At 68.4% G+C, this 22,499-nt stretch carries 15 protein-coding genes, 1 tRNA gene and 1 pseudogene; 7 read left to right on the top strand and 10 right to left on the bottom strand.

Translation table 11 applies throughout. The features are described 5' to 3' along the window. Nucleotides 1-12: 12 nt before the first annotated feature. The 5 genes from dld to FHR19_RS13980 all read right to left on the bottom strand — a co-directional run bounded on the left by dld (nt 13) and on the right by FHR19_RS13980 (nt 8,941). Entirely contained in the window at nt 13-1,695 is a 1,683-nt protein-coding gene (dld, locus tag FHR19_RS14000) for a D-lactate dehydrogenase (RefSeq protein ID WP_184029540.1), read from the bottom strand. Continuing rightward, a complete protein-coding gene (locus FHR19_RS13995) occupies nt 1,692-2,414 on the bottom strand; it encodes an SDR family oxidoreductase (RefSeq protein ID WP_184029538.1) in 723 nt (240 codons plus the stop codon). The genes dld and FHR19_RS13995 overlap by 4 nt, the downstream gene beginning before the upstream one ends. A gap of 13 nt (nt 2,415-2,427) precedes the next feature. Then, a complete protein-coding gene (locus tag FHR19_RS13990) occupies nt 2,428-3,039 on the bottom strand; it encodes a TetR/AcrR family transcriptional regulator (RefSeq protein ID WP_184029536.1) in 612 nt (203 codons plus the stop codon). A gap of 122 nt (nt 3,040-3,161) precedes the next feature. After that, nucleotides 3,162-5,441, bottom strand: a complete 2,280-nt coding sequence (locus FHR19_RS13985; protein WP_184029534.1) for a TonB-dependent receptor — start codon at nt 5,439-5,441, stop codon at nt 3,162-3,164. A gap of 131 nt (nt 5,442-5,572) precedes the next feature. Next, entirely contained in the window at nt 5,573-8,941 is a 3,369-nt protein-coding gene (locus FHR19_RS13980) for a glycosyl hydrolase (protein WP_184029532.1), read from the bottom strand. A gap of 83 nt (nt 8,942-9,024) precedes the next feature. Here FHR19_RS13980 and FHR19_RS13975 point away from each other — a divergent pair, with 83 nt between their 5' ends. Then, nucleotides 9,025-9,897, top strand: a complete 873-nt coding sequence (locus tag FHR19_RS13975) for an aldose 1-epimerase (RefSeq protein WP_184029530.1) — start codon at nt 9,025-9,027, stop codon at nt 9,895-9,897. A 31-nt stretch (nt 9,898-9,928) separates the two neighbouring features. On the opposite strand, the gene FHR19_RS13970 is transcribed toward FHR19_RS13975, so the two are convergent. After that, nucleotides 9,929-10,002: transfer RNA gene (locus FHR19_RS13970), tRNA-Gly, on the bottom strand. A 651-nt stretch (nt 10,003-10,653) separates the two neighbouring features. On the opposite strand from FHR19_RS13970, the pseudogene FHR19_RS18005 reads away from it, so the two are divergent. The 3 genes and pseudogenes from FHR19_RS18005 (at nt 10,654) to FHR19_RS13955 (ending at nt 15,140) form a co-directional block, all read left to right on the top strand. Then, nucleotides 10,654-12,834, top strand: a pseudogene (locus FHR19_RS18005) (serine hydrolase). A 46-nt stretch (nt 12,835-12,880) separates the two neighbouring features. Continuing rightward, nucleotides 12,881-13,588: a TonB-dependent receptor plug domain-containing protein gene (locus FHR19_RS13960; RefSeq protein ID WP_184029528.1), complete on the top strand. Its 708-nt coding sequence runs from the start codon at nt 12,881-12,883 to the stop codon at nt 13,586-13,588. 19 nt (nt 13,589-13,607) lie between these two features. Beyond that, nucleotides 13,608-15,140, top strand: a complete 1,533-nt coding sequence (locus FHR19_RS13955; protein WP_184029525.1) for a TonB-dependent receptor — start codon at nt 13,608-13,610, stop codon at nt 15,138-15,140. Nucleotides 15,141-15,282: 142 nt separating this feature from the next. On the opposite strand, the gene FHR19_RS13950 is transcribed toward FHR19_RS13955, so the two are convergent. Genes FHR19_RS13950 through FHR19_RS13935 form a run of 4 tightly spaced genes read right to left on the bottom strand, consistent with a single transcriptional unit; the run spans nt 15,283 to nt 20,181 of the window. Continuing rightward, a complete protein-coding gene (locus tag FHR19_RS13950; protein WP_184029522.1) occupies nt 15,283-17,355 on the bottom strand; it encodes an acetate--CoA ligase family protein in 2,073 nt (690 codons plus the stop codon). A gap of 56 nt (nt 17,356-17,411) precedes the next feature. Continuing rightward, nucleotides 17,412-18,248 carry a p-hydroxycinnamoyl CoA hydratase/lyase gene (locus tag FHR19_RS13945; RefSeq protein ID WP_184029520.1) on the bottom strand — a complete coding sequence of 279 codons (837 nt, stop codon included), beginning with the start codon at nt 18,246-18,248 and terminating at the stop codon, nt 17,412-17,414. A 19-nt stretch (nt 18,249-18,267) separates the two neighbouring features. After that, nucleotides 18,268-18,777: a DUF3237 domain-containing protein gene (locus FHR19_RS13940; RefSeq protein ID WP_184029518.1), complete on the bottom strand. Its 510-nt coding sequence runs from the start codon at nt 18,775-18,777 to the stop codon at nt 18,268-18,270. Between the two features lie 9 nt (nt 18,778-18,786). Next, a complete protein-coding gene (locus FHR19_RS13935; protein ID WP_343053291.1) occupies nt 18,787-20,181 on the bottom strand; it encodes an aldehyde dehydrogenase in 1,395 nt (464 codons plus the stop codon). A 336-nt stretch (nt 20,182-20,517) separates the two neighbouring features. Here FHR19_RS13935 and FHR19_RS18000 point away from each other — a divergent pair, with 336 nt between their 5' ends. Genes FHR19_RS18000 through FHR19_RS17735 form a run of 3 tightly spaced genes read left to right on the top strand, consistent with a single transcriptional unit; the run spans nt 20,518 to nt 22,471 of the window. After that, a complete protein-coding gene (locus FHR19_RS18000; protein WP_184030170.1) occupies nt 20,518-21,192 on the top strand; it encodes a response regulator in 675 nt (224 codons plus the stop codon). Beyond that, nucleotides 21,189-22,172 carry a sensor histidine kinase gene (locus tag FHR19_RS13925; RefSeq protein WP_246359531.1) on the top strand — a complete coding sequence of 328 codons (984 nt, stop codon included), beginning with the start codon at nt 21,189-21,191 and terminating at the stop codon, nt 22,170-22,172. Before FHR19_RS18000 ends, FHR19_RS13925 begins: the two co-directional genes overlap by 4 nt. Next, entirely contained in the window at nt 22,172-22,471 is a 300-nt protein-coding gene (locus FHR19_RS17735) for a sensor histidine kinase (RefSeq protein WP_246359530.1), read from the top strand. The genes FHR19_RS13925 and FHR19_RS17735 overlap by 1 nt, the downstream gene beginning before the upstream one ends. Nucleotides 22,472-22,499 lie beyond the last annotated feature (28 nt).

Genomic DNA, 22,499 nt, shown 5'->3' with positions numbered 1-22,499 from the left:
TAAAGCGGAAGGTCAGGCGTCCTGCCAGTGGCGTCGCTTCGCGGTCTTGCCGATGCCGGGATTGAGCGCGTTGCAAGGGTCGAGCGCACGATAATGCGCGGCCAGCGCCGGCGGCGCGGCATAGAGGTGCCCGACATTATGCTCGGCCGGATAGCGCGCCCCGCGCCGGTCCAGAGCGGCGAGCAGGCGATGCTCGATCGCGGCCGGGTCGCCGCCCTTCCGCACCAGATAGTCCTGGTGAAAGACGTGGCAGAAGAAGTGGCCGTAATAGAGCGGCGGCAGCAGCGACGCGCGAAGATCGGGCTCGATCGCCTCGACCCAGTCGGCATCGTTGCGGCGAAGCGCGACATCGATCGCGATGATGTCCTCGACCGTGTCGGCGTTGACCGCGCGATATCGCACCGCCGCGGCGGCGACGGCGAAGCGGTGGAGCAGCGCGGCTTCGGCCTCCTCCGCGTCGCATTCGAACGCGGCGCCAGTGTTGCTGGGAAATCGCTCGGCGAGCAGCGCGCGCGTCGTTTCGACCGCGTCACCGCCGACCTTGACGATGAGGTGGTGCTCGTAGGCGTCCCGCCACTCGGTCAGCCGCCGCGGCAGGTGGCTGGGCCAGAGCCGCGCCGCGCCTTGAAGCAGCAGGTCCGACAGCGGCGCACGGATGCCGAGCGCCCGGGCCGCCCCGTCCAACCGCCGTCGGGCCGCATAAAGCATCGGCAGGCGAGCCGTACCGAGCAGGCGGATCGCGAGATACACGTCCTTGCCGTGCGTCGCGGCGAGGTCGAACGCATCGCGGTGGATATATTCGCCCAGGATCGGCAGCGGCGTGTTCCCCGCCAGCATCGCGGCGCGCAACGCCGACAGCTCGGCGGGATCGTTGGTGCCGATATAGAAGGTGGCGGTGTTCGCCTCGGTCGGAAAGGTATCGAGCCGGACCGCGAAGACGACGATGCGGCCGGCACTGCCCGATGCCTCGAACAGGCGATCCGGATCGGCGTTATGGCGCGCCGGCGTGTCGGCGGTCAGGTCGCGGACGCGCTGGGCGTAGTCCTTCGCACTCGCCGCGCGCGCGTCGTCGGTGATCGCGGCGTCGTCGATCCGCCCATGATCGAGCGCCGCCAGTATGGCTTCCGGCGTATCGCCGAGCGCGATCCCCAGGTGATTGTGCAGCGTCGCCGCGCCGTCTTCGCCGATGCGCGCGAACAGGGCGTACTCGGTATAGGCCGGCCCCCGCTGCACCAGCGCGCCGCCGCTGTTGTTGCAGACGCCGCCCACCACCGACGCGCCGATGCAGGAGGAACCGATGACCGAATGCGGCTCGCGCCCCATCGGCGCCAGCTTCGCCTCCAGCGCGTAGAGCGTCGAGCCCGCAAGGCACACGCTCTGCCGTCCGCCGCGCAACAGGTGGATGCCGTCGATCCGCATCGTGCTGATGATCGCGACCGGGCGGTCGTAGTCGCCGTCGGGGGTCGAACCGCCGGTCAGGCCGGTATTGGCCGCCTGGACGATGACGATGTGATCGGCCGCGACGCAGGCCTTCAGGACGCGCCACATCTCGACCAGCGATCCGGGCCGCGCGACTAGCGCGACGGGACCACCGCCGAAGCGATAGCCGGTGGCATAGGGCCGCGTCGCCGCCTCTCCCGTCAAGACGTGCCGCCGCCCGACGATCGAGGCGATCGTGGCGGCGAGCGCGGTCACAGGCTCATGCCGCCATCGGCGATCAGGTTGGTGCCGGTGATGAATGCGCCGTCGTCGGACGCAAGCAGCAGCGCTGCCGCCGCAATCTCCTCGGCCCGGCCCAGTCGCCCCATCGGCTGGCGCGCGGTGAACGCCGCCCTTGCCGCCGCGGCATCGCCGGTCGCGGCCCATCGTTCATGTAGCGAGGGCGAGTCGACGGTGCCGGGGCTGATCGCGTTGCAGCGGATGCCGCGGCCGACATAATCGCGGGCGATCGCCATCGTCAGCCCGACGACGGCTGCCTTGCTGGTGGCGTAGGCGAACCGCTCGGGCGCGGCCATCACCGACGAGACGACCGAGGCGATGTTGACGATCGCCCCCTCCCCCCGGTCGAGCATGGCGGGCAGGAACGCGCGGCAGGTCAGCATCATCGAGCGGACGTTGACGTCGATGCTGCGATCGAAATCGTCGTCGCTGCAATCGAGCAGCGCGCCGACCGCGACATAACCGACGCAGTTGACGAGCACGCCGACGTCGGCATGCGCCCTCGCCGCTGCGGCGACGGCGGCGGGATCGGTCACGTCGAGTTCGACCTGCACGATGCCGGGCGCCGCGCTTGCTGGAAAGCGGCGGTCGGCAGCGATCACCGTGCCACCCTCGGCGACGAAACGCGCGGCGACCGCGTGGCCGATCCCCTGCCCCGCCCCGGTCACGAAGCACGTTTTGCCGCGAAGCCGCATATCCTTTTCCCTTTTAGACCGGCGCGAGCGCGTTGGCCGCCGCCTGTCCCACGACCGAGCGCGCGACGTCGTCGGCCTTCATCGCGAAACGGTCGAACGACTGGATGTTCTGTTTCCGGCGCAGCGCCGCAAAGCCGTACATCGCACACCAGAATGCGGTTGCCCGGATTTCCAGCGATCGCTCGTCGATGTCCTTCGGCGCGCCCTCGACGATCGCCTGACGGATCAGTCCCTGCCCCGACGTCTGATAGGGTTCGAGCGCCGGGTCGCGGGTCGGACCGGTCAGCTCGCTCTCGTACATCAGCTCCATCAGCCGCGGCCGCTTGCACGCGAAGTCGACGAAGGCGAGGCCGAGCGCGGTCAGCCGCTCGACCGGGGGCAGGTCGGCGGCGACGATCGCGGCGGCATCGCGGATCAGTTCGTCGAACCCCTCGGTCGCGATCGCCAGCAGGAGCGCGCGGCGATCGGCGAAATGGTGATAGGGCGCGCCCGGCGACACGCCGACCTTCTGCGCCAGCGTCCGTACCGACAAGGGCACGTGGCCGTTCTCCTCGACGAAGGCGAGGCCCGCGGCGATCAGGTCGCGGCGCAGGTTTTCCTTATGGTAGCTCGTATCCTTGGGCATCGTGGTTCCGATCGGCGGCCGCGAGAAGCGCGGGCGGGTCGATTGCATCGATAGCGAAAAACCCGCCGCCGAAAAGGTCGACCGGCGGCAGTCGCCCGCCGCCGGTCGCCTCTCCCCCTTTATCAGAACTGGAAGTCGGCCTGGATGCCGACCAGCCGTCGCGACTGCTGCGTCTGCCACTGCCAGATCGCCGCGGTCGCCGGATCGCCCAATGGCACCGCCGGATTGTCGTAATGCGTCGGGATCGGCTGGTTGCCGATGTTGCGCGCGAACAGCGCGAGACTCCACGCATCGTCGACCCGCGCGCCGATCCGACCGCCGAACACCACTGTCTCGGGATAGATAAAGTCGGCGCTCGCCCGGCCGATGCCCATCCGCGTCTTGCCCTTGTACGTCACGTCCGCGGCGATGAAGCCGTCGACATCGCCGCCCATCGGAACGCTGTATTCGCCCGAGAACGTCGCCTTCCACCGCGGGGCAAAGGCGATCTGCTGGCCCGCCAGGCTGCGCTCGGCCGGTGAATTGCCCAGCGTCGCGAAGAAGTCGTCGGGATATTCGGCGACGTTGTAGATGGCGCTGGCGTTGAGCGACAGGTTCCGGGTCGGCCGGCCGAAGATATCGGCCTCGACGCCCTTGGTGACGACCTTCGACACGTTGTCCGGCTGACAGGTCAGCGTGCCGGGATCGGCGGCGCTCACCGGAAAGCAGCGGTTGGTCTGATAATCCTTCACCGTCGTGTGGAACAGGTTGACGTTGACCGCGAGGCGATCGCGCAGCCAGTTGCTCTTGATGCCGAGCTGATAGTCCATCGGCTTTTCGGGCCGCACGATCGTCGAGGGGATGTCGACGTCCTGGTTGTTGATCTGCGCGCTCTTGTAGCCGCGCGCGGCGCTGCCATAGAGCATCACCGCCGGCGACACGGCAAACTGCGCGCCGGCACGCCACGAAACGTCGTCGTCCTTGTAAAGCGTATAGTTGGTGCGCACGGCACCCGGCGCCGGCGTCAGGTTCTGCTCGGCCGCATATTGGCCCATCTCGCTATGCGTGAAGCGGATACCACCGAAGACGGTGAACGGATCGAACTTCAGCCGCGCCTCGCCAAACACCGACGCGTTCTTGACGCTCGTGTCCTGGATCTGACGGCTGTTCGACCGGATCGTGAAGACGGGCACGGGCCGGATCGTCACGAACGAGAACTGGTCGTTGTTCGTGTCCGCCTTCTGATAGAAGCCGCCGACGGTGTAGGACAGCGGCCGGTCCGCGTCGGAGGCGAAGCGAAGCTCCTGCGTGAACTGCCGGAAGTTGGTGTTGAGGTTCGAGTAGACGTCGAGCGACGACGTGCCCGGCAGACGATCGACGTCGACGGCCAGATAGTTGAGCTGCTTGCGATAGGCGGTGATCGAGGTCAGCGTGTTGCTGCCGAGCTCGACGTCGATCTGACCGGAGCCGCCGAACGTCTCGGTGTCCGTCACATTGTCCTTGTTGCTGCCGCAGTTGGTGAAGCCGCGCTTGCCCGCGGTCACCCCGCACGCCGCCAGCAGGCCGGCAAGCTGCGTGCCCGGCTGGACCGAGCGGAACTGGAAGAAGGTGCCGTAATGCTGGTCGTTGCGCGCATAGTCGCCCGCCAGGTTTATCGTCACCTTGTCGCCCAGCGTCGCCAGGAACCGCGCGCGGCCGCCATATTCGAGCAACTCGTCGTCACGGTTGAAATAGGTGTTGCGCGTGACGCCGTCGGTGCGATTGGCGAACACGCTGAAGCGCAGGGCCGAATTGGCGCTGACCGGCACGTTGTACGCGCCGCGGACGATCTGGCGGCCGAACTCTGAACCGGCCACGTCCTTGCCCGCGATCTCGAGGCTGAACTTGCCCGACATCCCCGCATCGGGATCGGGCGCGGCGGTCGTCACGTTGATGACGCCGGCCGACACGCTCTGCCCGAACAGTGTGCCCTGCGGCCCGCGCAGCACCTCGACCCGGGCGATGTCGAACAGGTTGGAGATGTTGGTGTTGCCCTGCACGACGCCATCGACGACGATGCCGACTGCCGCCTCCGCGCCCTTGGAAAAGCCAAAGGTGCCGATGCCGCGGATGATGCCGCCGCCGCCGGGGCTGCCGCCACCCGGAGGGCCGAAGGTGAGCGAGGACGTGGTGCGCTGAAGATCGCGGACCTCGACCACCTGCTGGCGGACGAGCTGGTCGCCGCTGACGACGGCGATCGCGATCGGCACGTCCTGCACGCTTTCGGCACGGCGCTGAGCGGTCACGATGATGTCGGCGGCACCGCTGTCGTCGTCCTGCTCCGCGGGCCGCGTTTCGGCCGGTGCCGCCTGCTGTGCATGCGCCGCGCCGGTGCCGAGCATGGTGCCCGCGATCAGCGCGCAAAGAAGCTGCGTCCTTTTCATGTCTGCATCCCCACCCTGTGCCGCCCGGTGTCCGAGACGGTCGTTTGCCTGGCGATCGAGCCGGGAGCCTTGGACCGCCGAACCGATCTGATCGCTGATTAGATTGGTTCGGCACTGGGGTCAAGACGGCGTCAGCGGCGATCGCCCGAAAGCAGCACGACCGGCCCGATCAGGCCGGAGGGGCGAAGCGGCGCGTCGGGGCGGTACATGTCACCCGCCGTCCAGCCGACGCGCGTCGCACCGGGCTGCACGTCGCCGATCAGGCGGTTCACCCAGACATTGGCCACGCGCACTTCAATGCGGTTCTCGCCCGCCTTCACCGCCCTGCCGATGTCGATGCGATAGGGCGCGTGCCAGACTGTGCCGATCTCCATCCCATTGACCGACACCTGTGCCAGATCGCCGACCCGGCCGAGGTCGAGGAGCAGCGGCTCACCCGGCCGGGTGTTCGCCGGCAGCACGAACGCCCGGCGATACGTCGCCACGCCAGAGAAGTAGCGAACGCGCGGATCCGCCTGTTCGCTGAGCGAGGCGAGTGCTGGCAACGTGACGGGCGTTGCCGGCCCGCCCCGCCCACGCTCGAACGTCACCGTCCAGGGTCCGTCCAGTTGTGCGACCGGCTGGGGTGCGGCGGCCGGCGCGGGCACCGGGCCACGCTCCCCATCGCGCCGGAACACCACGAACACGCTGTCCTCGCCGGCCAGATCGAGCGGCATCGTGCTCACCCCGCCCGCCACGGTCGCTGTGACCGTGCGCACCTCGCCCGTATCGGCGCGCCACAGCTCGACCCGATCGCCGACCGCACGAAAACGGGCGTCGATCCGCACCGCGCGGTTCAGGCGGTTGTTGACGAAATAGATGTCGCGGTCGGCCAGCCGGCGATGCACGAACAGCACGTCGCCCGGCTTGGTATCCCCGCCCCGATACTCGAAGTCCGCCGCCAGCCCCGCGCCTTCCAGCGCCGCCTCGGCATCGGCGGCGGCGATCACGCGCCCGCGCCCGACGCGCGCCTCTCGCCCACCCGGCCAAAGTTGGCGTACCAGCGCCGCGAATGCGGCTGGGTTGTCGGCGAGGCTCGGCGACGCGGTCGGTGCCATGCCGACGATCGTCGCACCCGCCTCGGCCAGCGCGGCGATGCGGCGCAGCGTCGGCAGCGTCATCGGCCGGCTCTCCGGCCCGAGATACAAGGCCCGGTATTGCGCACCGCCGGTCGAGACGATCTCGTCCCCCTCGACGCGCATGGCATCCACGAGCGCGTCGGCGTTCACGAAGTCGAAGCCGTGACGCGACGGCAACCCCTTGGGCACGCCAAGCCCGTATTGCGCGACGACCGGCGCCTCCTCGCCGATGAACCAGGCGATATCCGCGACGTCGCGACCCTGCTGGAGCAAAAGGCTGCTGCGCGCGATATAGTCGATCCACGGCCGCGCCATGCACGCCCAGCTTTCGTGGCGGCTGAAATACTGGCCGATGAACGGCGCGAGCGCGAGGCCGGGCTGCTTGTCGTCGACGGGCTGGTGGACCGAGGTATGGATGACCGGCCGGTTGATGCCGTGCGCGAATTCCAGGTCGATGACCCGCTTCAGGTCGGCGGGCGAATCCTGCCACGGCTGAAAGCCCGAGGTCATCGATTCGGCCGCGGCGATATTCTGGCCATAGACGTGCGCGACCGATGCCGCACCCTTCATGTCGCCCATCAGGCCGGTGCGCGGCGCCCCCCGCCGCGACCAGCTCCACATCGCCGCCATCGGATAATCGGCATAGCGCCGCATGCCGAGGTCATCGCCAAGCGACGGGCGCCAGTCCTCCAGCGCCTCGCCGTAGACCTTGAGGCCCGCCTTGTGCGCCACGTCGGCGACGGTGCCATAATGCTCGGTCGCGTGCAGGTCGGCGATCGTGCGGCGGAAATCGTAGAGGAAGCGCTCGCTTTCCGCGCGAGAGCCGATGAGCGCGCCCGTCAGCACCGGCAACCAGCGCGTCAGGTCGTAGCCGCGCAGCCGGCGGAAATGCTCGGGCAAGCGCGCCGTCCAGTTGAACGCGCCAACTTCGGTACTGTCGTTGAGCAGCGCGTCGATCCCGCGCTGGCCTAGCGCGCCGTTCGACGCGTCGCGATAGCGGTCGAGATAGGTCGTCAGGTACCGGCGCACCGCCGCGCCGTCCATCTTGTCGACCTCCAGCCCAGTCGCCTCCGCCGGGGCGGGATGATTGGTCTTGCCCGTCAGCGAATAGCCGAAGCGCAGCACGCGCCAGCGTCCGGCGGGCGGGCGCCAGTCGAGGCTGCCGTCGGCGGACATACGCGAGGTCAGGTCGACGACCGATTCCGCCGCCACGCCGGTTGCCGGGGCTGCCGGATTGCCGAGCGTGTCGTACGCGCGGGCGATTGTGAACCCCGCCTTCGCCTCGACATGATCGACGCGATCCTCGGCATCGAGGCGCAGCAGCGCGATCTTTACCGCTGCATCGGGGTCCGCCGGGGGGAAGAAGTTGGGAAGCGTCATCCCCTCGGCCCGGTCGCCCATCGGCGACGGCCGCGCCTCCCCCGTGTAGGGACCCAGGACGATCCGGAACGACCGCGCGGTGACGGGCGCAAAACCGATCGTGGTCGGCACATCGCTCAGGCGGAACGTCCCCACCTGCCGCCACGTGCCGCCGACCTGTGCCTCCAGCACCGGCCCGTTCTTCGGATCTCGAAAGTTGGGGACGTTGCCCGGCATGAACAGCCGCGCCGATCGCACCGTGATCGCACGGGCATAGTCGATGCCGATCATCCGCCCCTTCCCCGCGGCGATATCGACGGCCGTCCCCAGGTCATCATCGGTGAGCGGCGCGGCGGGGATCGGCTGGCCGCTGAGCGTGTAGCGCGGCGCCTCGGCGGCCCGGTCGTCGATCCGATATGCGACCACCGCCGTGTCGGCATAATAAGTGGGCGGCGCGGGCTTCTCGACCGGCGGGCCGAAGGTCGCGTCCTCGACCAGCGGCATCGCCTGATAGGGGCCGGTCACCTGCGGCGGCCGGGGCAGCTTGCCCGCGAACGGGTGACCGCCCTCGACCACCGTCTCGCTCCAGACGAGCTTCTTCATCCCGTCCTGCGGCGGCACCCATGGCCCGCCCGTCTCCGACCATCCCGGCGACGCGGCGATCGCGAACTCGAGGCCGAGGCGATCCGCCTCCTCCACCGCGAAGCGGAACGCGTCCTTCCATTCGGGCGTCATATAGACCAGCCGCTTGTCGACGATCTGCGGCGTGGAGAGATCGGCGTCGAAATTCTGGACGCCGCCGATGCCCGTGGCCTTCATCCACGCCAGGTCTTTGGCGATCCCGTCCTTGGTGATGTTGCCGTTCATCCAGTGCCACCAGACGCGCGGCCGTGCTGAGGCGGGCGGATCGCGGAACGCGTCCTCGAGCAACGGGGCCGGTGCGGGCCGCTCCTGCGCCATCGTCTGGCACCCCAGCGCAATAAGCGACGCCCCGGCGAGACCCAGGCTCAGGCGACGATTCATGGCGATCCTCTCCGTGGCGCTCATGGCGCTATCTAATCATTGATTAGACTAGCGGGGCGGCCGGTGCTAGGGTCATTCGCGTGATGACTGGCCACGACGATATCGAGTTGTCCGCCGACGACTATCGCCTGGCGATCCGGCCCTCGCTCGGGGGTGCGATCACGCGGTTCGAGTGGCGAGGATGGCCGGTTTTCCGGCCGATGGCGGGTTCGACGATCCTCGACGTCGGCTGTTTTCCGATGGTGCCATTCGTCAACCGGATCGCCCATGGCCGGTTCACGTTCGGTAGCAAGAGCATTCGCCTGTCGCCCAATTTCCCCGGTGAGCCGCACCCTCACCCGCTGCATGGCGACGGCTGGCTGTCGGACTGGCGCGTCGAGCGACTGGATGCGGGGTCGTTGCGACTGATCCTCGATCGCCCGCGCGGCGACTGGCCATGGGCTTACACGGCCTGGCAGTCGTTCGACCTGTCACCCACCGGGCTGACGATCGAACTGGCGCTGCGCAGCGATTCGGACCGGCCGATGCCCGCCGCGATCGGCCTCCACCCCTATTTCCCACTGATACCCGGCACCCGCTATCGCGGCCGTCATCGCGGCGCGTTCGCGACCCGGCCGGACGGTCTGCCGCAACGGTTGACCCTGCTCGATGCCCCGGCCGAGTGGTTCGCCGACCGGCCGATCGCGCGTTGCAGCGTCGACACCGTCCACGCCAACCGCGACGGCCCGCTGTCAATCGCCTGGCCCGAGCGGGGCATCGAACTGGTGATGCATCCCGACCCGATCTTCGCCTTCACCGGTGTCTTCGTGCAGCCCGATCACGGCTTCCTCTGCATCGAACCGATGAGCGAGCAGACCGATGCGGTGAATCAGCAGCCAAAAACGCTACGCATCCTCGCACCCGGCGACACGATCGCCGGCAGCGTCAGAATGGAGGTCGGGCTTCTGGCCAGCTGATGTTTCAGCAATGGGTTTCTAAAGATAGGGCTGGAGCGGGTGAAGGGAATCGAACCCTCGTCGTAAGCTTGGGAAGCTTCTGCTCTACCATTGAGCTACACCCGCATTTCAACGACTAGGGTCACATCCGCACTGCCGCTTTACGGAGGCGTCCTGCAAACCTTCGTTGAAGGCTGTCCGTTTGCCCTTGCAGAGCGGCTACGTCAATGGCCGATCGAGCCGGTTTCGCGCCCAGAGCGGCCCCGATGGCCCCGGTCGCCCGTACAGGCAGCATGTCGAATAGCAACGGCGTGCTGCGGACATATTGTGGTGAATTGGCGGCGGGGTTTCGCAAAGCGTTGGCCTCGGCCAGCAATCACGCTGGCTGGAGGAGGACGTCGACATGGATATGAACCGTTCGATCGAGGCCGCTTTGGACGCGGATCCTTTCGATTCGCCGCGGCGCTCACGCCGGCTGAACAGAAATGGGTAGAGGATACTTGCCATTCATTTGGCCTAAATCGGCGATGCATGCTCGCCCCTGCGACGAAGGATCGCTCGGAGCCCACAGCGGCCTGCGCTCAACTTGATCAGGACGATGCCCTCGATCCGTTGTTGGACCTCGTGACCAATAAATGGAATCGCAGCGCTGACAGCACCGGCAGTGGATCGGGCCCGCCTTAGTGAGGCTCATGCGCCCGGCGCGCGCCTCTCTGCAAATGGCGGTAGGGGCGGACGGGCGCGTGACCGTCGAACGCCCGCGCCCCGTCCGTTGCGATGCACGGGCGCACCCGGTATCCTGGAACCAGACCGGCCATCGAAGCGAAGCATCTGTTCGACGATCGCATCCTGCTCGACCTCTATGCCGCGGCGCAATGCGACGCGCGCTGGACGCCGATGCTCGACCAGCTTTGCAGGCTGCTATCGGTGCGCAGCGCGGTCGTCCAGATCATCCAGGAGGCGCCGCCTGCCAGTTGGGAGGCGTGGACGGCGCGCGACACGCAATCAACGAGCGATGCCGAACGTCATGACCGGTGCCTCAACCGGCCCGACAGCCCGCGCTTTCAACTGCCGCTCGGCTATGTCCCCGATATCGAGATTTCGAGCGACCAGCGAAGCTTCGGCGCGCGCTCCGACCTGATCGGCGACCTGCGCGGGCGGATGGACCGGGCTGGCCTGGGCATCGGGCTGTGGGCGTCGTTTCCGATCGGCGGCGACCGGACGTTCAGCCTGATCCTGCACCGCCACCCCGGCGACATGCGCGACCTGACCGAGGAAGAGGAGCGCGACCTGACGCGGCTGCTCCCGCATCTGCAACAGGCGGTGCGGCTGAGCGCGCAGCTCGGCGCGCTCCAGGCGCGGGCGGCGACGCTGGAGGCGGCGTCGAGCCATGTGCAGGCGGCGCTGCTGCTGTGCGGGGCCGACCTGACGATCGACTGGTGCAATGCCGCCGCGATCGACGTGCTGGCCGGCACCATGCTCGTCGCCCGGACCCGTGGCAAGCTGTGCTGTCCGCGCGCGCATCATGCGCAGCGGCTACGCGATGCCGCGGGCGCGGTCGCCGGCGGCGCGGTCCGCGTGGGACGCGTCGTGCTGACGGGCGACGACGGCGCCCGGCTGCACCTGCGCATCGCGCCGACCCGCGACACCATGGGCACCTCCCCCGCCGACTGCGAAACCGCGCCGCTGTCGATCATGCTGTCGCTGCCCGACAGCAGGACGCGGTTCGAGACCGATGACATCGCCGCGCTGTTCGACCTGTCCCCGGCGGAGGCACGGCTGGCCTCCGCTCTGTCGGGCGGGGCGTCGATCACCGAATATGCGCAGGCCCGCGGCATCGCGACCGGGACGGCACGCGTGCAGCTCGCGCGCTGGCACATGCTCGACCGCGACATCAACACGCTGACCTTTCGCAGCATGGACACGCTGTTCACGACGCGCACCGTGGCGCACAGCGGGCCTGTGTGGGCGCTGCCGCGCGCCGACCATGCGCTCGACTTCAGCTACGCGTTCAAGGGCACGACTTATCGCGCGGACGCGTTTCTGGAACGCACTTACACCAATGCCCTGCTCGTCATGAAGGACGGGCGCATCGTCAGCGAGATCTATCGCAACAACACGCACGAGCGGACGCGGTTCATGGGCTGGTCGATGACCAAGTCGGTGACCTCGACGCTGGTCGGTGCCGCGGTCGAGGACAAGCTGATCGCCTCGCTCGACGATCCGATCACACGCTACCTGCCCGAGCTTCGCGGTGGCGGCTATGACGGCACGACGATCCGCCAGATCCTTCAGATGCGCTCTGGCGTCGATTAAGAGGAACGCTACGACTTCGCCAATCCGGGCATCGCGGCGACCAATCACATTAACGCGCCGGTCAAGAATGTCGCCCGGTTCGCCGACGTCGCACGCACCGTCAAACGCGCGCACAAGCCGGGCGCGGTCTTCGCCTACAAGACGATCGACACCGCCGTGCTCGGCTGGCTGATCGAGCGCGTGTCGGGCGGCAGCGTCGCGGCCTACACCGCGCGCAAGCTGTGGGAGCCGCTGGGGACGGAGGCGGACGGCTTCTACATCATGGACGGCGCCCCGGGCGTAGGCCGCGAGTTCAGCGGCGCGGGGTTCAACGCGACGCTGCGCGACTGGGCGCGCTTCGGCCAGATGATCCTCGACGGCGGCGTCGCCGATGGCCGCCGCGTCGTCTCTGCGAAATGGGTGGAGATGGCGAGCGCCCCGGCCGCGGCGGAGGATGCGACCGGCGGCTACGGGATGCAGTGGTGGACGATGCCCCGCACGCCCGCCTTCTCCGCGATCGGGCTTCAGGGCCAATATGTCTTCGTCGATCCCGCGACGCGCACCGTGGTGGTCAAGCTCAGCTATTTCCTCTCGGACGGCGACACCGCCACCGAGGAGACGAGCGCCTTCCTCGCCGCGGCATCTGCCTGGAGCCCGCGCTGATCGACCAAGCCGCCCAACGATAATCAGAAAATTGGGGAGAGAACCGATGAACATTCGCACGAAGGCGGCGGCGACCGCCCTGCTGCTCGGCACCGCTGCCGCCCCGGCCCTCGCGCAGGCGCAGGAAACGTCCCCGCCCGCCGAGGCGGCGGCGGCGGCGGGCGACGACCAGCTTCAGGATATCGTCGTCACCGCTCAGCGCCGGACCGAGCGGCTCCAGACCGCGCCGTTGTCTGCGACCGCGCTCGATGCCGACGCGCTGACCAAGAACGCGGTCACCAATCTCGCCGACCTCCAGACCGCGACCCCTGCCCTGTCGGTCACCAACGGCGGCATCATCCAGAACGTCAACATCCGCGGCATCGGCCTGGCGAGCGACAGCCCCAACGTGACCGCGGGCGTCGCCACCTATGTCGACGGGCTGTTCCAGCCGCCGATCGTGCAGGCGAACAGCTTCTACGACTTGGCGAGCGTCGAGGTGCTGCGCGGGCCGCAGGGGACGCTGGTCGGATCGAACTCGACCGGGGGCGCAATCTTCGTCAATTCCAAGGGCCCCGACCTCGACGGCGGTATCGGCGGCTATGGCGAGGTCGGCTACGGCAACTACAACGCCGTGACGGCGGAGGGGGCGCTCAACCTGCCAATCAGCGCGACGCTGGGCGTGCGCGTCGCCGGCTTCTATCGCCGCCACGACAGCTATTATCGCGACATCGGCCCCTTCGCCAACGCCGCAGGCCGACTGCCGACTGGATGAAAAGGGCGGCCGCGTCACTGTGCTGTGGCAGCCGGGCAGCTTCTCGGCAACGGCGAAGATCAGCCTCAACAACCGCGATACCGGGGGCTATCCCTATCGCCCGATCCCCGGCACGCACTTCGCCGCCTATCGCGTGGGCGACATTCGTACGCTCAGCTTCGACACGCCGACGGGCAATCGCGACCTCGGCTTCCAGGCGGGGCTGGAGCTGCGGCAGGAGCTGGCGAACGGCATCACGCTGGGCTCGCTGACGGGGTATCAGAACAAGCGGATCAAGAACCTATTCGACGTCGACGGGTCGCAGGCACCGGCCGCCGTCGGCGCTGAGATCTCGCAGGACTATTTCGCGGGCGAGAAGCAGTATAGCCAGGAAATCAACATCATCTCGCCCACTGACGGGCCGTTCGACTGGATCCTGGGCGGCTATTTCCAGCGCAACGACATTCGCGTCCGCATCCTGCAAAGCGAGGGCGGTTTTCCGACCGACATCACCCCGGTCAACCAGCGCACCACGACGGGCCTGTTCGCCCAGGGCAGTTATCAGCTCACCGATACGTTCGAGGTGCAGGTCGGCGGCCGCTATTCGACCTACAAGGCGACGGGCCGCGGCTTCGTGACGATCGGCCGCGGCGTTCCGGGCTTCCCCGCCGACGGCCTGCCCGTCGCCGACCTGTCGGGCGACAACGACGACGCACGCGTCACGGGCAAGGTCGCGCTCAACTGGAAGGTCGATGCCGACAACCTGCTCTACGCCCTAGTCGCGCGCGGCTATAAACCCGGTGGCTTCAATTCGACGACCTCGACGTTCGATCCCGAAACGGTGATGAGCTACGAAGCGGGCTGGAAATCGAGCTTCTTCGGCGAGCGGGTACGCACGCAGCTCTCGGCCTTCTACAACAAGTACAAGGGCTTCCAGTTCAACGTCGTCGAACCCAGCACGGGCTTTTCGGGGGTGGAGAACATCGCCGACGTGACGATCAAGGGGTTCGAGGGGCAGGTGCAGGCGCGGGTGCGCGGCTTCGGCTTCGACGCCGACGTCGCCTATGTCGATTCCAATCTGGCGAACGTCACCTTCGTCAATACGCGCAACCTGCCCGCCGGCACGCTGGGGCCGCAATGCGGTTCGGGCACGCCGTCGAACCCGCCGCTCTGCTTCGACTACAATCCCTTCATCCAGGTATCGGGCGACGGGCCGAACCTGTACGCGCCCAAATGGACGTACAATCTCGGCGCGGATTACCGCATCCCGGTCGGCGGCGCTGACCCCGCGGGTCACCTATGCCTATGTCGGGCCGCAATTCACCTATCTCGGCTATTCGCCGCTCAGCGACCGGGTCGACGGGCGCGGGCTCTTGTCGGCGCTCGTCACGCTCGACATGGGCGACCGGCAGGTGACGGCCTATGGCACCAACCTGACGAACAAGGACTATGTCAGCGGCCAGTTCAATTCGAACGAATTCTACGGCGCGCCGCGCGAATATCGCGTGCGGGTCAGGGTCGCCTTCTAAGTGTCGGCAACCGCGTGCCCCGGCACGCGGCTCCGACGCGCTAGAGCAGGTCTTTTGGCGACTTTCCGGCATCAGCGAGTGCTACGCCGGTTCTGACACCGCCGCGCGCACCGTTTCAGGGGGCGAGCCGTGCTTAAAATCCTGTGCCGGGGTTGCCCCCTCTCGGATGGCCCTTCCCGACGCGGCTCAGTCGGCGAGGATCAGCGCGTCGAGCGCCACGCAACCCTCGGGATAGACGACGACCGGATTGAGGTCGATTTCCCGGATCGCGGGCGTCCCGGCCAGCACGCCCTCCAGCGCCAGCACCAGGTCGGCCACCGCACCGACGTCGAGCGGCAGGCTGCCGCGCCACCCGGCCAGCAGCGGCGCGGATTTGAGCTTCATGATCTCACCGACTATCGCGGCGCGCGACAAGCCCGGCACGATCAGCCGCACATCCTTCAGGATCTCCGCCTGCACCCCGCCGAAGCCGACGAGGATCACCGCGCCCCATTCGGGATCGCTTCGCGCACCGACGATCAGTTCGACGCTGCGTTCGCCCATCGCCTCGATCAGCACGCCATCGAGCACGATGCCGGGCGCGTGCGCCGCGACCGCGTCGTGCATCGCGTGCCATGCGGCGCGGACCGCAGCCTCGCCGCGAAGGTTCAGCGCGACGCCGCCCGCATCGCTCTTGTGACTGAGGGCGCTCGCCTGCGCCTTCATCGCCACGGCGCCGCCCAGCGACGCGGCCGCCTCGACCGCGGCGTCGGCGGTGGCCGCGAACACGCCGCGGGGAAACGGTATGCCCGCCGGGGCCAGCGCCTGCTTGGCGAGATATTCGGGGAGCGTGCCGCGATGCGCCAGCGTCACCGGGATCGGGGCCGCATTCGCCCGCACCGGCGTTTCCGTCCGTAGCGCCGCCAGCGCGCGGAACGCCCGATAGGGTGCGGGAAAATAGGGCACCCCCGCCTCCCGCAACGCCGCCACATAGTCGGCGGGAACATCCGCGCCCTCGTCCAGCCCGGCAAAGAGTACTGGCTTGGCCGGCTTCAGCGCGGCGATCGCGTCGAGGATCGGCGGCAGCTTCAGCGTCGCGGTCGTCCGATCGGTCTGGATGATCCCCAGCACCACCGCGCCATAGGCATCGTCGGCGAGCAGCGGCGCCAGCGTGCGGCGATAGAGGTCGGGATCGACCAGCGCCTGCGCGGTCAGGTCCATCGGGTTCGACACCGGGATGAACGCGGGTACCGCCGCCGCCAGCGCCTCGCGCGTCGCCGCACCGGGCGGCGGCAGCGGCAGCGCCAGCGTTTCGGCAAGGTCGAGCGTCAGTGCCTTGAACGCCCCGGATTCGGTCAGCACCGCCACCCCCGCGGCGGGCATCGCCGGACAGCGATAGGCAAGGTCGACGACGTCGCCCAGTTCCTCCAGCCCCGGCACCAGGATGACGCCCGCGGCCCCCACCTTGGCGCCCATTAGGGCGTAGTCGCCCGCCATCGCGCCGGTATGCGTCGCCGCCGACTCGCGCGCGGCCCTCGACGTGCCGGGATGAAGAAGCACGATCCGCTTGCCCGCCTCGCGCGCCCGTTCGGCCAGCGCGAGGAAGCGGGCCGGCGCGCGGAACTGCTCGACGATCATCGCAATGACGCGCGTGTGCGGATCGCCGAGCAGATGCTCGACATAATCCTCGACGCCCGAGGCCGCCTCGTTGCCGGTCGAAATCGACACGGTGAGCGGCAGCGCCTTGCTCATCAGCGTGGTGCCGAGCACGACCGCCATCGCCCCCGATTGCGACACGATCCCGATCCCCTCGCCGGGACAGGGATGCGGCGGCGTCTCGACAAAGGTCAGCGGCACGCCGTCGACGAAATTGACGAGGCCGAGGCAGTTCGGCCCTTCGACCACCATGCCATGCTCGGCGGCGATCCGCGCGACCTCATGCTGCGCGGCAAGCCCCGCCTCGCCGCCCTCGGCGAAGCCCGCGGCAAAGATCACCGCTGCGCCGACGCGCCTGGCCGCGAGCGCGCGGACCGCGTCGAGCACCGCCGGCCCCGGGATCGCCAGCACCGCCGCATCGACGCCGTCGGGCAGGTCGGCGATCGAGGCGAAGCAGGGCCGCCCGTCGATCTCCGCCCGCTTCGGATTGACGAGGTGGATATCGCCGGCAAACGCGTGCCGCTCCAGGTTGCGCAGTACCGAATTGCCGAGTGCGCCGGGCGTCGGCGAGGCTCCCACGATCACGACCGATCGCGGGGTGATGAGGCGGGAAAGATCGGGCATCAGCGGCCTTCTTCGTGCGCGGTCGGCAGGGTCGGGAAGCGGACGGAGCGGCAGCTTCAGACCCCGGCCTTTTCCTTGTCATAGGCGCCGAGGCCGGGCTTGTAGCTCTTCTCGTCGATGAACTGCCGGATGCCTTCCTTACGGCCCTCATTGTCGTAGCTGTTCGCCGCTTCCTGGGCGCGGACGAGATAGTCCTCGGCATCCTCGTAGCTCATCGTGCCGACGCGGCGCATCGCGTCCTTGGTCGCCTTGAGCGCGACGGGGTTCTTCTGGAGGAGGACGGCCGCCACCGCGGCAACGCGATCCTCGAGCTGGTCGAGCGGCAGTGCCTCGTTGACCAGGCCCCATTCGGCGGCGGTGCGGCCGTCGATCGGCTCGCCGGTCATCGCGTGGTACATCGCGCGGCGAAAGGGCATCAGTTCCTGCGCCACCTTGGTCGCGCCGCCGCCGGGCAGGATGCCCCAGTTGATCTCACTGAGGCCGAACTTGGCCTCCTCCGCGGCGAAGGCGAGGTCGCAGGCGAAGAGCGGGCCATAGCCGCCGCCGAAGCACCAGCCATTGACCATCGCGATCGTCGGCTTCTGATACCAGCGCAGCCGCCGCCACCAGCCATAGCTCTCGCGCTGCGCCTGACGGGTACCAGCCAGCCCCTTGGCCTCGGTCTCCCGAAAATATTCCCTGAGGTCCATGCCCGCGGTCCATGCCGGCCCCTCGCCCGACAGGACGAGTACGCCCACATCGTCGCGGAACTCGAGGCCGTCGAGCACTTCCATCATGTCGCGGTTGAGCGTCGGGCTCATCGCGTTGCGCTTGTCGGGGCGATTGAAGCGGACCCAGGCGATGCGGTCGGTAACGTCGAAGGCGACGACGCCGTTGGTCGAGGTTTCGGTCATTTGCAGGCTCCTGTGGCGATCATTCGACCGCGAATACTTCGATGAGGACGTGGGTCGGCATCCGCGTGCCGCGCGAGACGAAGGTCTTCTCGCGCAGCCATTGCAGCGGCCCCGGCGGCGGGTCGAAGACGGGGGTGGCGCGGAAATAATAGTCGGACGGGTCGACGCGCTCCCCGCGCGCGATCCGTTCGGTCACCGCCGCGCTCGCGACGCGCACGCCGCTATTGTGGATGGCGATGACGGTGCCGTCGGCGGCCTTCAGGAAATAGCGCGCCTCGACCCGCGTGAACCCGCCGGGATAGATGGTCTGCCAGTCGCCGCCGCCGGGGAGGACGGTGCCCGACAGGCGCGGGCCGCTGACCGTGCCGCCGGTGATCGGAATGAACCGCCGCCGCCCGCCGTCGATCTCCCCCTGTTCGAGCGGCGCGCCGATCTCCACGCGGATCGTGAAAACGGGCGTCAGGCGCGGCGGGGCGGGATCGGCGGGTGCCGCGACAAGGGCTGCGGCAGCAAGGGGTAACGCGAGCATTGCGGCGCCTCAGATCGGAAAGTGGCCGGGCTGCGTCTCGATCGTGACCCAGCGCAGTTCGGTAAAGGCGTCGATCCCGGCCCTGCCGCCGAAGCGGCCATAGCCCGATGCCTTGACCCCGCCGAAGGGCATCTGCGCCTCGTCATGCACGGTGGGGCCGTTGACGTGGCAGATGCCCGACTTGATCTTCCGCGCGACGCGCAGCCCGCGCGCGGTGTCGCGGGTGAAGACCGCGGCGGACAGGCCGTATTCGGTGTCGTTGGCCAGCTCGATCGCGTGCGCCTCGTCACGCGCGCGGACGACGCCGACTACGGGACCGAAGCTCTCGTCGCGGAACAGCTTCATCGCGGGCGTCACCCTGTCGATGACGTGCGCGGGCATCAGCACACCGTTCGCCTCGCCGCCATTAACCTGTACCGCGCCCGCCGACAGTGCATCGTCGATCAGCGCGCGGACGTGATCCACGGTCTTGCGATCGACGACCGCGCCGAGCGGCGCCTTGCCCTCGCGTGGGTCACCGACGGGCATCGAGCCGACCTTGGCGGCGAACTTCTCGACAAAGGCGTCGGCGATCGCGTCGACGACGATGATCCGCTCGGTCGACATGCAGATCTGGCCCTGGTTCATGAACGCGCCGAACGCCGCGGCCTTTACCGCCTCGTCGAGATCCGCATCGTCGAGCACGATCAGCGGCGCCTTGCCGCCCAGTTCGAGGAGGACGGGCTTCAGATGCTCTGCCGCGCGCTTGGCGATGATGCGGCCGACCGCGGTCGAGCCGGTGAAGTTGATCCGTCGCACCGCCGGATGGTCGATCAACGCGCCGACAATCTCGCCCGCATTGGCGGGCGCATTGGTGACGATCTGGACGACGCCCTCTGGCAGCGCCTCGGCAACGGCCTCGACGATCAACGCGTGCGTGCGCGGGCATTGCTCGCTCGCCTTCAGCACCACGGTGTTGCCGCAGGCGAGCGGGACGGCGATCGCACGCACGCCAAGGATGATCGGCGCATTCCACGGCGCGATGCCGAGCAGGACGCCGACCGGCTCGCGCAGCGCCATCGCGATGCAGCCGGGCTTGTCGGACGGAATCACCTCCCCGCCGATCTGCGTCGTCAGCGCCGCAGCCTCCCGCACCATGCCGACCGCGAGCATCAGGTTGAAGCGCGCCCACCCCTCGGTCGCGCCGATCTCGCCCATCATCGCCTCGACGAACGCTTCGCCCCTGGCGGCGAGCGCGTCGGCGGCCTTGCTCAGTGCAGCGCGGCGGGCATTGGGACCGAGCACCGACCAGGCGGGAAAGGCGGCGGCGGCGGCATCGACGGCGGCGTTCGCGTCGGCGATGGTTGCGGTCGGTGCGGTGGTGGCGACCTCTCCGGTCACCGGATTGCGGCGCTCGAACATCACAGCCATGACCTCATCCTCTCATTATTGTTATATACAATAACCGAATGTCGACAGCCGTCAAGCGCGACGCGCTTTCGACAGGGGAGAGTTTTTCGGCTGATACTCGATGAGGACGGCGCCCTCGCCGCTCCCTATCCTTTCGATCCGCGCCTGATCGGGTGGGTACCGATGGTCGACGCATCCCGCGACGGCCGCATTCCCCACACGCGCGTCGACGGCGATCGTCGCCCGACGATTTCGAGCCGATGTCGCGCTGGCTCCGGATATCGCGATCCTCGTGAATCGATTTGAGCGCCGCCCTCCCCTCGGCTAACGTCTCGGCTCGTATCGCATCGCATTCTCCTCGTCGAAGACGCCCCCCGGTTGCGCGAACAGCTCGCCGATCAGCTCGTCGCGTTCGGTCACACCGTCACCGCTGTCGCGGACGGGCCCGCCGGACTGTCGTCCCTCGGGACGGAGGCGTTCGACATCGTCGTGCTCGACTGGATGCTGCCGACGCTCGACGGCCTGCCGCTGCTGCGCGAGGTGCGCGCCCGCGGGCTTCGGATTCCGGTGCTGATGCTTACCGCGCTCGGCCAGACGATCGACAAGGTCGAGGTGCTCGATGCCGGGGCCGACGACTATGTAGTCAAGCCGTGCGACCCGCTCGAGCTCAATGCCAGGATCAAGGCGCTGCTGCGCGCCCGCAGCGCCCGCAGCGCCGGCGAGCAACCCGCCGACACGATCGAGGTGGGCAATATCGTCATCAGTCCGGCGGGCGCCCGCGCTTGGCGAAAGGGGCAGTCGCTGGGCCTGTCGCAGATCGAGTTCAGGATGCTGCTCGAACTCGCGCGGCTCGCTGGGGATACGGTCACGCGGGCGATGCTGGTCGAGCGGGTGTGGGGCCGCGACCTCGTGACCACCTCGAACGTGATCGAGGCGCATATTCGGCATTTTCGGGTGAAGCTCTGCCGATATGGCGACGATCCGATCGAAACGGTGAGAGGCGCCGGATACTCGCTTCGTCGATGAAGGCACCGCTCCAGTCGCTGCGCGGGCTGATGATCGCGTTCCTCGCGCTGTTCCTGACGGTGACGGTGGCGGCGGGGCTCGGCAGCTATTTCGGGACGCTGAGCATGATCGTCGCGCTGGTCGACGCGCGGATCCGCGCAGAGGCAGACGTGCTGGCCCCGCCTGGCGCCCGCATCGACCTTCGCGCCCTGACGCAGCGGATGGAGACGATGGCGCGCCAGCGCGACACCGGCGACCTTGGCCTGCTGCTGTTCGACGCGCGCGGTCGGCGGATCGCGGGCAACGCGCGTTTCCGCTGCGAGCTGCCGCTAGGCTTTTCTTCGCTGAGCGGGCGCGATGCGATCGAGGATTTGAGCGCGGGCCGCGTCCTGGTGCGCGATTTGGACGGCCGCCTGCGGTTGGCGATCTTTGCCGAGACCGAACCGATCGACCATTATTTCGCGGTCCGCCCGGAAATCCATCTCGTCGGATCCGGAGCCATCATCGTCGTCGTCCTGGCGGGGCTGCTGCTGTTCCGGCGGCTGGTGGCGCGCCGGATCGACGAGATGTGCCGCACCGGCGACGGCGGCGCGTTCGACCGGCAGGCGGCGGCATTCAACGCGATGCTCGACCGGATCGGCACGCTGGTTGCCGAGATCCGCAACGTCCCCAACGACATATCGCACGAGCTTTGCACGCCGCTCGCGCGGTTGCGCAACGAGCTGGCGGCGATCGAGCACCGACCCGACGCCATCCCCGTCGCCTCTGCGCTGCACGCTGCGACGGCGCAGGCCGATGCGCTGCTCGAGATGTTCTCGGCCTTGCTCCGCATCGCATCGATCGAGAGCCGGGCGAGCCGGGAAGCCTTCGCCCTACTGCGCCTCGACCAGTTGGCGGCGAGGTGGCCGCGCTGGTCGAGCCCTTTGCCGCGGAAACCGCGCATCGCCTTGACCTGCGCGCTCCGGCAGCCGTCGAGCATGTCGGCGACCGGGCGCTGCTGATGCAGATACTGCTGAATCTCGTCGAGAACGCGATCCGGCACACGCCCGCGGGCAGCCGGATCACCATCGGGGTAGAGGCGCGCGGCGACGCGAGCGTCCTCATCGTCGATGACGGCCCAGGCATCCCTGCCGACGCGCGCGCCCTTGCGCTGCGCCGCTTCGGCCGGCTCGATTCCGACGAGGGCGGCCACGGTCTCGGCCTCCCACTCGCGCAGTCGATCGCGCGGCTGCATGGCGGGACGCTCATGCTCGAGGATGCGGGTCCCGGTCTTCAGGTCGTCGTCGTCCTGCCCCGATGACGGCCGGGCACGACACGCCCCCCGGTCC

Origin of the sequence: Sphingomonas yantingensis (assembly GCF_014199325.1) — a bacterium.
Taxonomy (GTDB): Bacteria; Pseudomonadota; Alphaproteobacteria; order Sphingomonadales; family Sphingomonadaceae; genus Sphingomonas; species Sphingomonas yantingensis.
The sequence above is the reverse complement of the archived record's forward strand: the minus strand, read 5'-3'. Positions and strand labels throughout refer to the sequence as shown.